Below are 13,915 nucleotides of genomic sequence, written 5' to 3'. Positions count from 1 at the left end.
TTAGTCTAGCTTTACTGGGCCATTGATGTTGTCGATGCTCAAATCGCCAGAGCCATCGTCAATAATCGTAAGGCCTTTGGCGTGATTAACACGAATACTGCCAGAGCCATCCTCAATAGTGACTAGGCCATTTACATGTTCAACATAAATATCGCCTGATTCATCTTCAATGTTGATGTAACTGCCTAACTGTTCAGCAGAAATACTGCCCGAGTTATCGTCAATATCTACGCTGCCAGTGATATTGGTAAGGGTTATATCACCTGAGTCATCTTCAATAGTCATATTGCCAGCAACGTTACGTGCAGTAATACTGCCAGAGTCATCACTGATCTCGACATTGCCAGTAATATTTTGCAGGTCTATATCGCCTGAATCGTCATCAATCGTGACGTGATGACCTTGATCAATACGAATGCTGCCTGAGTCATCATCGATATCAATATTACCCTGTACACCAGCAATATTGATATCACCGGAATCATCATCAATATCTAAATTAAATGAACTTGGCACAGTAATAACTAAATCAATACTAGGTGAATTGCCTTGGTACACCACCATACCTGATGGGTTGTAGTTTTTGGCGACTAATATTGCTTTGTCGCCTTTGTGTTCAAGAGTTAGCGTATAGGGGTCATCACTTTTTGCTGAATAAATCGTTGCATCTACTGTGATTTCAGTCGCAGTGCTTGAGCCAATGACTTTAAGCGAGCCTGCTTCAGCTTCAATGTCGAGTTGTTGTAATTGTACGGCCGATATTGAGCGTTGCTGCTGTTGCTGCATATTGGCTGATGAGGTTGAGACATGCACAATACAGCCACTGAGTAGTAGTAAGCTGGCGGCGATAGGTAGTGATTTAGTTAGTAAAGACAGAGATTTATTCGTCATTTTAGCGCACTCGTTTTTAGTTAGACATTCCATATACGCTAGTAATAGCAAAAACGAAGCCAAAATTTAAGTTTTTGTTTTATAATTGGTTTTGTTATGCAGATAAAACTTACTGACTATAAAGTAGTGTATAGCGCTAACGAGTAGTGAAAATGAAAGTGGTTAGCAAGCGCTAACCACTCGGTTATAAGTTAATTATTCTGGCGCTACATCTAAGGTAGTAAATAATGAATAGCGTACGCTATCGATACCTTTTTCAGATGAATCTTCGCTCACGCTTGCTTCAATCAGGTATAAACCTGGGTGTTGCCATGTATTAGTGAAAAAGCCGTCTTTATCTGTGGTTACTTTAACTTCGCCACGCTCATTACGGTAACGAGTGTCACCTTTTAAAATAGCAAGTTCTACGTTTGCTGCAGGTTTGCCATCTTTTAATAATTGAAAACGCGCCTCTTCACCAACAAATAAATCATTAGGGTGAGTTGGGCCGCTGATCTCTAAGCCCTGACCAAGTAGCGCTGGCTTTGAAGTACCGTTACGACTTACAAATGTATCTACAGTTGCGATTGATTTTGTCGTTCTAATATCAGTGGCGCCAGCTGGTATATCTTTGCTGTCTTTAGGACCAAATACACGACCGCGCTCGCCTTTTGCATCTTTATAAAAAGTCATTATGCGTGGCTCTTGGCTCATCGCAATATGGTAAGTACCTTCGCTGCTTAGTTTAACTGCAGCAGAATTTTTACGTTGTAGGTAGTAAGCGCGAATTTTATCACTGACAGGCTGACCATCAGGACCAAGTGCCATGATCAGGTTATCATCATATTCTGCGCCTTTTTGCTCAGGGCGATATGCTTTGTCTGGCGCAAAAATTTCATTGGAGATACTGGCATCAATCATTACATAATGGGCTTTATCACCAGAAAGAGATGTATGCGACGGCACTAACCAGCGAGCATGAGCATTAGCATAACTAGATGCGAGGGCAGTAAACGTAAGTGCGCCAATAAAAGCGCTTTTTAGTAAATTGATTTTCATGATCTTTCCTTATTTAAATAATGTGTAGCATTTGTTTTACTTGCTAGTTATTTAATGCTGCTATTTAGCTTTGATAGTGACGAAGCTTTGTGAAAACTCTTTAGTGCCATCAATGGTAATTTTGCCATCTTTACTTAAATCAAGCTCAACACGGGTGTAATCTCGGCCTCCTTCTTCACGTACAACTTCTAAATTAAGTAGGTATGTTCCAGCAGTAACTGCTTTGCCTGCTAAGTCAGTGCCATCCCAGTTAATTGTGTATGTTCCTGGGCGTTTTGTAGCGCCAGTGACACCGTCAAAGTTAGCGTCGCTTTTTCCTGCTTTACGCCACCATTGACGTAGGTCTTTAAACCATTCTGCTTTCTCAACCCATAGTGCAACTGTGGTGACGTGTTTGCGCTCAGGTGTTTCTAACCATACAGCCACATAAGGGCGATGATAAGGCTGTACGTCTAGATCAGGTAGAGTAAGTTCAATTTCAAGCTCTGTAGCATGGGCTTGATGTTGAAATAAAGCGGCTGTAAATAATACAACAGCAGCAATTAGGGTATTAAGTTTTAGCATTAAGACACTCCTTTTAGTTGCGGAACCCAGCATAAATAAATGACTGCCGGTGTCGCGATCCCAAGCACTGTTAGCCATATTCCTACTAAGCGTTTTTTTCTATTTTGAAATAAGATAATCATGCCGGTGATAGCAAATAGAATCATTAATATTGCAGATATATCAATGACCCAACTCCATGCCTTGCCGGTATGGCGACCTTTATGTAGATCGCCAATAAGGCTTAAAAAACCACCTGTTTGATATTCGAGATTCAATTCACCGCTAATAAAATCAAGTTCAGCAAAGGCAAAACCTGCAGGCAGTGGGTAGTCGAGCATTACCAGCGCATCTTCTTTTTCCCAATCAATACTTTTTACTTTTGTTAGGCCATGTTCAGCAGCTAAATAAGCCTCTATTTGCGGGTATAAAGAGGGAAGCGTGTCTATATTTGTTTTTGCTTGTGCGATTAGTTCTGTTGGCAGTTGGATGGTGAGTTGACCATCATCTTTGTCGCCTTCAAGCCAATCTACATGGTTAAGAACAATGCCACTTACACAAAATAAGATCAGTAAAAACAGCAGTGCAGTTGATAGGTAAATATGTAACGCACGGCTGGTGCTATATAAAGTTCGTTTATTTATTAACGGCATAAATAATGTAGTTGCTAAGCTATAATTGCTATATGGTAATCATTTGCATTAGCTATAACAACTTTATTTACGAACTTTACATTTGTGTTGCTATATATACGTTGCTATGTAATAGCGCCAGAGACTGGTTTATAGATGATAATAGCGATAGTAATACCATGGATAAGCACAGCCATAAAAATACACAAAAGTTTAATTTGTTTTTGTTTCATCACGTTACATTGCGGCTGTGTGAGAGCCGAAGGGCGCGATATCAAGTAAATCATCACCACAGACTCGATTACTGCGATAAGGTAAATAACCCAACCCGCTGGATCTGACATGAGTAACAATATAAAGCCTAATGACATACCTAAGCCCGCATACCACTTTGCTTTGGTGGGGACAATTTTGTGATCCTGCCAATGTCGCAATGTTGTGCCATAACGAGGATGGTTCAGCAACCAAGTCGCAAGTTTTGGCGATGAGCGGGTAAAACAGGCTAGTGCCAAAATGAAAAAAATAGTGGTGGGCATAACAGGTAAAACAATGCCTACAATACCAAGCCCAACAAGGATTAAACCAAGTAGTTGGTAGCCAATATTTTTATACGTGACTAAAGTTGCCTTTAAATTCATAAATAGACTTAAGCCTGAAAAGTTAAAAATGGGACGATGCGGTTAATCAATAGTACAAGATGACGACATACACTGTCACGCCAAGCCCTCAACACCATAAAGCCACCCTAGAGCTGTGGTAAAACCACAGTCAATACTCAGTATTGGTGTAAATGCACACATTGGCAACGGTTGATTTTTGTGGTTCGAGTTGGATTAATATATAACGGCAGCAATGCTTTGCTGCCGCATAATGAAAATTACAGTTTGATTTCTAAGCCTATGGTGACAGTACGTCCAGGTTCTGGGACAGCAACAATTGAGCCTGCAGAAACAGCGTAACGGTCGGTCACATTGGTGATTGAGGTATAAGCACTAAAGCGTGGGCTAAATGTATAGTCTAAATACATATCAAGCTGATAACTAGCAGGAATATACGCTAGTACATTGGCTGCACCTGTGCCTGACAAAAATCCGCCTGGATGAGACTTATCTGAATGTTTTTTATAAATAAAACCAGCATCAAGAGCATCATCAAAGAGGGTGAAGCCAAGTGTTGCTACATAGTTTTTTTCTGGTGGGATACGCAGTGGAGTTAAGCTGCCTGAAAAACCTAAGTTATTACAAGTTGCTACGCCAGCAAGTTCCGCCATTTGTGCAGAGCAAATTTCAATATTCTGATATTTAGTAATGGATGCCGAGGCATATACGTATTGACTCGTATAGTTAAGCAATACCTCTATACCCGGTAAAGTAAAGCTATCGTAATTGGTAAAGGTTGAGGACGTTTCAAGCCACTCAGGCGCCGCAGGATCTAAGTTGGGTAGATTGGCCGTGGCAATCATATCTTTAATTTGCGTATCAAAATAGTTAGCGGCAATGGTTAATGAATCTGTTGTTACTAGCGCTCCACTGAACTGGCTTTCCACACCGACTTCAAATGAATTAGTTTGCTCTGGGGCAACTGGGTAATAAGGAGAGTATGAGAATACCTCATTTGAAACTGTGGTCTCATACACACTCGGCATTCTATAAGCGTGGCTGTATTTTGCTTTTAAGGTCGTATTGCTAAGTAATTGATAATAAAGCTGCGCAGTAAAATCAGTTTTCTCATCAAATTCTTGGCTCAAGCCGGTTTGATAATCTTCAGTTTCAGCATTGTGGATATTGGCATTAAGTACTAATTCTAGTGCGTCGAAGTCTAGCTGCGCATTGGCAAATAAGCTTTGGCTGGTTTGTTTACCGTTACGTGACGTTGTCGTGCCTGACCAAAAGTTGTCTTCAGAGCCTTCTTTTGGTGTGAGCTTTTCATCTTGCCACGAAAACCCCGTTGTTAGTACGGTAGGAATGGAATCTGCAAGTTTAAAAGTCGCTGTATTATAAACACTGACACCGTGACGTCGGTTTGAGTATTCGTGTAAATACTGCAGTGCATTTGGGCCTAAATTAGATCCTAATGCATTGTATTGTTTAAGCTTTGCATTGGTACTCCACAGATTAACCTTTAAATCAACCTTGTTATTATTGGTGGGTAAATAATGGTAAGTTGCGCTGGCGCTATTTACATGGGCAGTACCTGGCTCCCATTGTGGCATGGCTTCAATGCCTTGTGGAATAATACCAAAAGTACCATCGGGTAAGCGCCAGTAATCACCCTCTGTATATTTTAACCAATACGATGCAAGCATTTCACCGGCTTCTTGTTGATGGTGGCGAGTATTTACTTCTACGCTGTGCTCGTCATTAAAAGCGTAATTAAACTTGGCAAGGTAAGACTCACTGGCAAAGCTGGTGTTAACCACTTCTGCACCTTGATTGACGGGAGGCAGTCGTTCAAAGCCGCTATCGGTTACATCAACAAACTGATCATAACCATGACTCCCAGCAAAATAATTGCCGGTTTCTTTTTTACTGTAGGCAAGTACCCCGCTAAAATCATCGCCTTTGTAAGCTGATGCCAGTACCAAGCCGCCATTTTCAAATTGGCTACTGTCTTGATCTTGAGTTACTTGATAATACTCTTGTTGCCAAGGATCATCGCTTATCTCGGGTGTTTTATTGTTGTTGTAAGTTTTTAATTTCATTAACACACCAAACTCTTGGTTGGCGCTTAAAATATCGCTCGGGTTGAGGGTGCTAATTGTGACCGTACCGCCAATAGCACCTGCACCATAAGGTGAAACTCGACTAGAGGCGCCTTTTTCAACACTGACTGTGCTGATCAAATCAGAATCAATATAGGTTCTGTCAGATGTACCCATATAGCCTCGGTTGGTATGGGTTGACTGCAAACTCCCATCAATAAAAACCGGCACACGGCCTTCCCCCTGTACACCACGAATACCAATATCCAGTGCACCAGCTTCATTACGCAGGTTGTTAGCTTCAATACTGGTATGAGTTGAGAAAATATCAGCGTTGGAACTACCTTTAGTACGCTCTAACTGTTCGCGATTGAGGTTTATTTGATCGCCTTTGACAACAATGACTTCGATGTCGTCAGCGTGTTTTGGCTGCTCTGCTAAATTAGCCTGCAAATCAGCGGGAGCAGTTGTTGTGGCTGTTGTGTTAGTACCTTTGAGGATAATAGTGTTGCCCACTATTTCAGCTATTATTGCCGTGCCTTGCAAGGTTTGCGTTAATGCATCGCGTACTGTTTTTTGCCCATACAAAGCGGGTGCTTGCAAGTTATCAAGTAAATTTGCATCTGCGATTAAGCTCATATCAGCTTGTTCAGCGAGTTGGTTAAGTGCTTGGCTAAGTGGTTGTTGAGCAATATTAAAGGTGACTATATTGCTCTGTGCTTGAGCCGCTAAAGGCTGGCTTAACACTAGCCCTAAAGCAAGCGTGAGAGTGGTTAACTTTGAACAGTGTCGCGAAGTGCTGAGCATTGTAATTGTTCCATATAAAGCAAATTGATTTATATGAAAACGAATGAAAATGAGAATCCCTCAATAAATTTTGAGTTTTTTTAAATTAATTAATTTTCACTCATAACCACATGATTATTATTGTTTTTAATTTCTATAGGCAATACGTGGGGAAGAAGATTTAAAAAATTGTCCAGCTCATTAGCATTAAATGTACCTGAAATCATCATGTTTCTAACGCTGAATTTGGTAAATTCAAAGTTAACATCGTGATAGCGGGTAAACTCAGCACATACTTCGTATAGGGGCACATTGTTAAAGACTAAGCGGCCGTTACGCCACGCATCGACAAGGTGTGGATTTATATTTTGCACCTCGACTCCTTGTTTTGTCAGTACGGCTTGTTGCCCCTGAACTAGTTCAATGAGGTGCTGTGAGTTATCAGTGCTCTGTACTTTTACACGGCCATGATCAACGCTTATCCGCGTGCTATTGCTTTTACTATCAACACTAAAGCGAGTACCTAACACGGTAATATTTGCGCCGTTAGTATTTACAATAAAGGGGCGCTGTGGATCTTTGGCAATATCAAATAAGGCACGACCTTGCTTTAACTGGCTGACTCTTTGCTTAGCATCAAACACTAATAACAGTTGGCTTTGCGCATCCAAACTGAGCTGACTACCATCGGGTAGTTCAAAGTCGATTTGTTCTCCCCGCGCTGATTGATATTGAGCATGAAAACTTGGCAAGTCACTGTTTGGCCAATACTGATAACTGATAAGGCTGATCACCATCAGTGCTGCACAGGCGGCGATAGCCCATATTTTACTCAAGCCTGAGTGCTTGGTTGCATCATTAACTTTGGCTGTTTGTGCATCGTCAAATTTTGCCAGTAGTAGGTTTACTTGCTGAGTTTCTTGATAAGCTGCGTGGTGTGCTGGGCTTTCATTTAGCCAATGCATAAATGCTTGTTGCTGGGTTTTATTTAAACCAGTTCGTTGTAGCTCGAGCCAGTGGTTAGCCTGCTGTTGAAGTTGCAAAGGTGTTTGATGACGGGTCATGATTGTTATTCTCGCACTTATTTCTTTATTGCATCACGGCATGCAAGCATGGCTGTCGCTAAATGTTTTTCCACCATACTTACTGAAATACCCATTTGTTCGGCTACTTGTTGGTAGCTTAGATTTTTAAATTTATACAGCGTAAAGGCTTGTTTAGTTTTCAGTGGCAGCTGATCAATGCAAGTATAAAGTAATTCGAGCTGTTGTTGGCTAGCTAATTTTGCTTCAGGCTCATAATCACAGGGGGCAACGAGTTCGCATTCTATGGGATCAACGAACTTCTGGTTGCGGCGATAATGATCGATCACAATATTTTTAGCTGCGGTAAAAAATAGTGCCCGTTGGTGATTTTCATCGTAGTTTGTTTGATTAATGCGCCCACGGAGTAATCGAGTATAAGCTTCTTGTACTATGTTTTCGGCTTTATCACGACAGCCCACAGAGCGAGAAATAAAGCTTAGAACTTCAGCGTAATGTCGTTCCAATGTGTACCATCCGTTTCCAAAAAAGAGCCAGATGTTAGCGGTTTATTTAGTAAATAGCAATTATTATCGTTTATAAATATTGTGAATTCTCGATTGTGTGCGGTTATTACTGTGCAGAATGAAAGTAAGCGTAGGTGAGAATGCACCCAGCAAACACGCTGGGTGACTGAATAAGCCTAAAAATAATAGCCTATATTGATATTAAAGCGACGTTCTGTTTCATCGCTATCGCCTGCGACAGAGCCGCCAACAAAAGCTTGGTTTCGAGCATGCACTAAATCAAAGTAGGTAAATAAGCCACCTGCAGCAACGGATACGCCGGTCACATTCATCCAAGTATCTGCGGTATCATCAGACTTGTTATAAACAGCGCTGTAATCATTGTAGAATTGCAGATTGCTCACAGGCCCCCATTCTACCGGTAAACTATACGCGACATTCAAACTGCTGGTGGTTGCATCGGCTGCAATTGAGTCATAAAACGCATAGGCGCCTACCGCGATGCGGTTGGTGTCATCAATGTTGTAATCATATTCTCCATGCTGTAGCTGAATATTCCAGTTATTAATATTGCTATTTACATGCAATGCCCATGCATTGTAACTTCCGGCACGCTCTTGGCCGTCATGTAAGCCCCCAGCTAAGCCAGATACACCCACTTCGGTGATCATGCCTTCACCGTGTTCAAAGTAATAAGCGTAGCGCCCTGTAAAGGTATTGTACTCACCAAGCTCTCTGGTTGGTGTAGCATAAATACCTTCGTCGGCGGTGCGGCTGCCGACAATATCGTACGAATAGCGGTGGCTACGATCTTCTACGTAACCATCAATCCCACCGAGTTCATCGTTTTTGAAAAACCCTAAGTCTAATTGCCAGTTATCAGCCACTTTGCGTTTAAACATTATCCCTAAATCATGGTCATCTTCGAGGCCAAGGTAGTAGTTTGCGCTAAAAAAGTAGTTATGCGAATTATATGGATCGTTACCAAATGGGACTTTTGTTATACCTACCTGCATTTGCCAATCATCAGTAAATTGATACCCTGCCCAAGCTGATTTTATCGCGGTCATGTAATCAAAAAAGCGAATTTCGCCGCCTATCAACACGCCGCCGATATCACCAGAAACATTTAAACGGAAGATATCAAAATCAAAATCGCCACCGCGATTATTATTACCGTCATCGTAAGAAGTATGGCTGTAGTTGGTACGAATCGCGCCACCAAACTTTACCCCAGATAACGCTGTTTCAGTATTATCCTGCGCTTGCTTTGCAATGATCTCGTTTTGCTGCTCAAGCTGTTGGTTAATTTTTGTTTGTTTGGCTTTTTCAGCGGCTAACTGCTGTTGTAGTTGCTGCATTTGTTGTTGCAGTTGATTTAGTTGGGCTTGCATAGCTTCAATGTTCGAAGAAGCGTATGAGGCGCTAGTTGTAACGCCTAGTATAGTTGCGACAGCCAACTGAGATAGTTTGAGCATGATATATCGCTAATCTAGAAATGGATATAGATAGGATAGACTAATTGTACCTCAAACCCAAGTTGGTCATTTATAAACTATGCTTAAATGTATGTTTAATATATTTATTCTGTTATTTTTCCTTCAGCAGCTCGGGTAAGCAGACCCACTTCTAATAATGGTGCCGCGTCGATACTTTGTGCATCCATCATAGTTGCAATGCGCTGCATTGATGAAAGTAACTGGCTTTGTTCCCACTCTTCTAAAGCACTAAATTGTTCGATAAAGTGCTCTTGCAAAGGTTGTGGCGCTGCTAGCAATATAGACTTACCACTTTGTGTTAAATACAGACTGACTCGACGCTTATCTAATTGGCTACGCACACGAGTCACTAAATCTCGGTTCTCTAAGCGGTCTAAAATATTGGTAACAGTTGCGGGGCTTAAATTAACATTTTGCGCGATGCGACTGGCGGTAATACCGTCTGTTTGAGCGACTTCTGTCATAATTAGTAGCTGTGGACCGGTCAGACCTGACGTTTTATTTAACTGCTTAGAGTGCAGATCGATCGCGCGGATCACTTTACGTAAAGAAACCAATAACTCGTCATATTTTTTCATTTTTATCTCATTAGCAGCAGGTTTGCAGTTTAGGTGTGATCGCAACTAATAAATATTACACATCTAATAAATAGAGTTCAAATTAATGAAGAGGATTAATACTGTAATACTGGCTTTACAGAGTGGTTTATATTATTTGAGTTGAAATCAATTTCCTCTAAAACATCGTTGTTAAATTACACGTTATTACCAGATATTTTACTAATAAGAAGCGACAGAGTGAAAAATTATAGAATTTGACACAAAAACTCACTAAATAATATTTACTAACAGGCCGAGTATTGGGTAAGGTGGGTTAGGCTTTTCATTTTTATGGGACGTATTATGAAGTTATCTCCATCTGTAAGCATAGAACAAACAGACACAGGCTTAGAGTATATTAATGTTGCAAGTGAGTTTTGTAGCGCGAAAATTTTCCTACAGGGCGCGCAGCTCACTGAATTTACACCAACTGACAAAAAACCTTTAATCTGGGTATCAAGCGAAGAAGATTACCAAGAAGGCAAAAGTGTACGTGGTGGTATTCCCATTTGCTGGCCATGGTTTGGGGTTAATGCAAATCCAGATTGGCCAATTCATGGTGTCGCGCGCACAAGCCTATGGCGTGCGAATGAAGTATCTGAGCAAGATGATGAAATACGTGTCAGTTTAACTCTGCCGATGGCTCAAGTGGATGAGACTTATTGGCCGCATAAATCAACGCTTAAAGTGGAATTTATACTAACAACTAAGCTTGAAGTGCGTTTAACAACAACAAATCTAAGCGATCAAACGATTACGTTTACGCAAGCACTGCACACCTACTTCCCAACACCAGCAATTACTGAAACTCAGGTTGATGGACTACAAGGCTCAAAATATATTGAATTTGCTGAGGGCCCATTTGAACAAAATGAACTGGTTGGTTTTGCTCGTGAAACAGACATGGTTTATACCCAAGCTGCTGCGACACAGCGTATCATTACCCCTGATGGTATTATTGAAGTAGGCCGCGAAAATTCAACATCGTGCGTACTATGGAACCCATGGATTGATAAATCAAAACGTTTATCTAATTTTGCTGATGACGAATACCACACGATGTTGTGTTTAGAAGCCGCAAATGTAATGGATGACAGTGCTGTTGTAGCCCCAGGTGCAAGCCATACTTTAGCGACGACCATTCGTTGGGTTTAATACATAGGTTATAGTGGTATTATAAATTGAGCCAATGCCTTACTACGTTGGCTTTTAAGGAATTAAAGTGTTCGAAAACCACCAATTAGACGCCTTGCCTCAACATCAAAAAATTATTTTTAAGCCGCTTGCAGAAAAGGCGTTATTACACGCTCAGCTAAGTTGGCTATTGTTTTATATTCCATTAATGGCTGCCTTAGCGGTGGTTTGCTTTTTTAACCACGCTTTTGCAGCTATTGCGCAAACACCGTTACTCATTGCTTTACCAAGCATTTTGGTTATCTCCTTACTGTATAATATCGTAAGTATACGATTGAAAGGAATTGCTATGCGCGAGCATGATATTGCGTATCGTAAAGGGGTTATCTGGCAACAAGTGACTGTTTTACCGCTGGCACGGATACAACATACTGAAATTCATCGTGGGCCCCTAGAGCGAAAATTGGGCTTGGCGAGCTTGCGATTATACAGCGCGGGTGGCATGAGTGCAGACCTTAATATCAGTGGCTTAAGCCATGACGATTGCAAAGACATTCGTCAATTTATTCAAAAGTACACCGAAGCGAGGCAAACATCTGTCCATAGTTCAGCGCCGCTTAGTGATAATAATGAGTTAGTCGGATGAATAACATAGTGTGGCAGCGTGTATCGCCCTGGGCGCTTGGTTATTTTGTATTACATTTTGCGTTTCGATTTGTAAAAGACGGTATTTTTAATTTACTGCCAATTTTGGTGGTGTTTGTTACCCAAGTGCAAAACAAGCTGTTTTGGGGGCAGGTAGCTGTCGCAATAGCGGTTGTTGCGTTATTGGTTTATGCGTTTGCCTATTACGTTAACTTCCGTTTTTGTATTTCTGATGAGCATGAGATCTTGCTCAATAAAGGGGTGTTTAAAAAAGAGCGCTTAACGCTTAACTTTTTAAGGGTGCAAAACGTTAATATTACGGAGCCGTTTTATTTTAAACCACTTGGCTTAGTTAATTGTATTTTTGATGCCGCAGGTAGTGTGGGTCAAGAGGCTGTACTACCAGGGGTGACAACTCAATATGCTGAACAAATACGCGAGCAGGTGCTGGCTTTTAAAGAAACGCAGCAAGCAGATGAGTTGCAACCACGTACTGAAGATACACGGCCAAATGCTATGGAACATCACTTAGCGCTAACGAATAAAGAAGTTGCGAAGTTTGGCTTGATGTCGAACATGGCGATTTTAGCGCTGGCTGCGCTTGCGCCATTTATGAATGTGATGCTGGATTTTCTAGAAGAAGTCGTGATCAACCGCCTTGAATCTTTTTATCAGCAAGAAGTTGGCATGTTGGTGGATGCAGCGGCGTTAGCTGTTTTTTCGCTACTTGTGGTGATCGTTGTGATTGCGGTTTTGTTATCGATATTGATGTCGTTAATTCGCTTTTACAATTATCAGTTGTGCTTTCAGGGAGGAAAATTTAAACGCATTGCAGGGTTGTTAGAACGTCATCAACTGTCGGTCAGTTTTGAAAAAGTGCAATCGATTGTGATTAAGCAAAACTTAATTGCGCGATTATTAAAGCGTTATACCGTGCAATGTTTCCAAGCTTCTAGCGGTGGCTTTGCGGGCGCTAAGAGTAAACAAAGTTTAGTAATGCCCGTGCTTGATGTTGAGCAAGTTAACCAGGTGTGTCAGTGGTTGTATCCATGGCTTGATTTTAAGGCCCTTAATTTTAAAAGGGTTGAAAGAGCATTATTAATTAAAAATATGTTCGTATACGCCTTAATTCCTAGCTTACTCTTTGCTGGGCTGTGCATGATGAGCGACACGCTAACACCTGCTTATGGGGTATTAAGCTTTTTGCTGTTAAGCGTTTTAGTGTATTTATCATATAGTCGTTATGGCTATTACTTTTACCAACATGAAGGCCGCTTTTATGGAGTATTTCGCAGCGGTATGATTGGCGTACAATATAGAGTCTTTGAGTTATATAAAGCACAAAGCACACACAGTACGAGTACTTTCCTGATGCGTAAAGCGAAGTTGAAGAGCTTGTCTATACAACTTGCAGCAGGCATAGTTTCCTTGCCTTACCTCACGACAGAACGAGCTGATGAGATTATCAACTTTACTTTGTACCAAGCTGAATCAGATCTACGAAGTTGGATGTAAAAAACATGCAATTGCAAATAATTATCAATTGCATTGATCTATTTTAAATTCACTTTATACTTAATCTCATCTTATCTCATTCAATGCGGGGTTATGATGGCATTAGTACTTTGTTTAATCGCCTTTTGTTGTGTATTGCTATTAATGTGTAACATACGTAGCCAGAAAAAAAATTCACAGTCTTGTATACGTTGTGGGGTGTTTGTTATTGGTAGTTTGATTACCCTTGCTATGTATAGTGCGGGCCTTGGCGTGTTACGTACTATATTGGTATTTGTCGTTTCAATATTCATAGTGAGTTTGTTGATCACTTTAGTACAGCCGTTGGATCTTGACTAGCAAATCAGTTGCACACGCTTTCTTACATTTTTATGCTCTCTTTT

12 protein-coding genes and 1 pseudogene are annotated in these 13,915 nt (G+C 41.0%); 3 read left to right on the top strand and 10 right to left on the bottom strand.

The window, feature by feature from the left end; translation table 11 throughout:
* The 10 genes and pseudogenes from CWB85_RS12535 to CWB85_RS12490 form a co-directional block, all read right to left on the bottom strand.
* Positions 1-891 (bottom strand): DUF4097 family beta strand repeat-containing protein, encoded by an 891-nt coding sequence (locus CWB85_RS12535; RefSeq protein ID WP_138555063.1) that lies wholly within the window; start codon positions 889-891, stop codon positions 1-3.
* Between the two features lie 195 nt (positions 892-1,086).
* Entirely contained in the window at positions 1,087-1,929 is an 843-nt protein-coding gene (locus CWB85_RS12530; protein ID WP_016710294.1) for a DUF4198 domain-containing protein, read from the bottom strand.
* A 60-nt stretch (positions 1,930-1,989) separates the two neighbouring features.
* On the bottom strand, positions 1,990-2,493 hold the full coding sequence (locus CWB85_RS12525) for a DUF2271 domain-containing protein (RefSeq protein WP_016710295.1): 504 nt from the start codon (positions 2,491-2,493) through the stop codon (positions 1,990-1,992).
* On the bottom strand, positions 2,493-3,125 hold the full coding sequence (locus tag CWB85_RS12520; RefSeq protein WP_138555062.1) for a PepSY-associated TM helix domain-containing protein: 633 nt from the start codon (positions 3,123-3,125) through the stop codon (positions 2,493-2,495). Before CWB85_RS12520 ends, CWB85_RS12525 begins: the two co-directional genes overlap by 1 nt.
* Before the next feature lie 236 nt (positions 3,126-3,361).
* Positions 3,362-3,742 (bottom strand): annotated as a pseudogene (locus CWB85_RS12515) (YbaN family protein); the annotation flags it as partial.
* Positions 3,743-3,981: 239 nt separating this feature from the next.
* Complete coding sequence (locus CWB85_RS12510) at positions 3,982-6,612, bottom strand: TonB-dependent receptor domain-containing protein (protein ID WP_138555060.1); 2,631 nt, start codon at positions 6,610-6,612, stop codon at positions 3,982-3,984.
* An 89-nt stretch (positions 6,613-6,701) separates the two neighbouring features.
* A complete protein-coding gene (locus CWB85_RS12505) occupies positions 6,702-7,655 on the bottom strand; it encodes a FecR family protein (RefSeq protein ID WP_138555059.1) in 954 nt (317 codons plus the stop codon).
* 17 nt (positions 7,656-7,672) lie between these two features.
* The gene (locus CWB85_RS12500; RefSeq protein WP_016710300.1) at positions 7,673-8,140 is read right to left on the bottom strand and encodes an RNA polymerase sigma factor; all 468 of its coding nucleotides are present in this window, start codon (positions 8,138-8,140) and stop codon (positions 7,673-7,675) included.
* Between the two features lie 176 nt (positions 8,141-8,316).
* Positions 8,317-9,618: a putative porin gene (locus CWB85_RS12495; RefSeq protein WP_138555058.1), complete on the bottom strand. Its 1,302-nt coding sequence runs from the start codon at positions 9,616-9,618 to the stop codon at positions 8,317-8,319.
* Positions 9,619-9,722: 104 nt separating this feature from the next.
* Positions 9,723-10,217: a MarR family winged helix-turn-helix transcriptional regulator gene (locus CWB85_RS12490; protein WP_016710302.1), complete on the bottom strand. Its 495-nt coding sequence runs from the start codon at positions 10,215-10,217 to the stop codon at positions 9,723-9,725.
* 324 nt (positions 10,218-10,541) lie between these two features.
* Between CWB85_RS12490 and CWB85_RS12485 the strand changes: the two genes are divergently transcribed.
* The 3 genes from CWB85_RS12485 (at position 10,542) to CWB85_RS12475 (ending at position 13,532) form a co-directional block, all read left to right on the top strand.
* On the top strand, positions 10,542-11,393 hold the full coding sequence (locus CWB85_RS12485; protein WP_016710303.1) for a D-hexose-6-phosphate mutarotase: 852 nt from the start codon (positions 10,542-10,544) through the stop codon (positions 11,391-11,393).
* Positions 11,394-11,460: 67 nt separating this feature from the next.
* Entirely contained in the window at positions 11,461-12,018 is a 558-nt protein-coding gene (locus CWB85_RS12480) for a PH domain-containing protein (protein ID WP_016710304.1), read from the top strand.
* Positions 12,015-13,532, top strand: a complete 1,518-nt coding sequence (locus CWB85_RS12475) for a PH domain-containing protein (RefSeq protein ID WP_138555057.1) — start codon at positions 12,015-12,017, stop codon at positions 13,530-13,532. Before CWB85_RS12480 ends, CWB85_RS12475 begins: the two co-directional genes overlap by 4 nt.
* The last annotated feature ends 383 nt before the right edge of the window (positions 13,533-13,915 follow it).

Origin of the sequence: Pseudoalteromonas sp. S1727 (assembly GCF_005886375.1) — a bacterium.
In the GTDB taxonomy this organism is placed as follows: domain Bacteria; phylum Pseudomonadota; class Gammaproteobacteria; order Enterobacterales; family Alteromonadaceae; genus Pseudoalteromonas; species Pseudoalteromonas haloplanktis.
The sequence above is the reverse complement of the archived record's forward strand: the minus strand, read 5'-3'. Positions and strand labels throughout refer to the sequence as shown.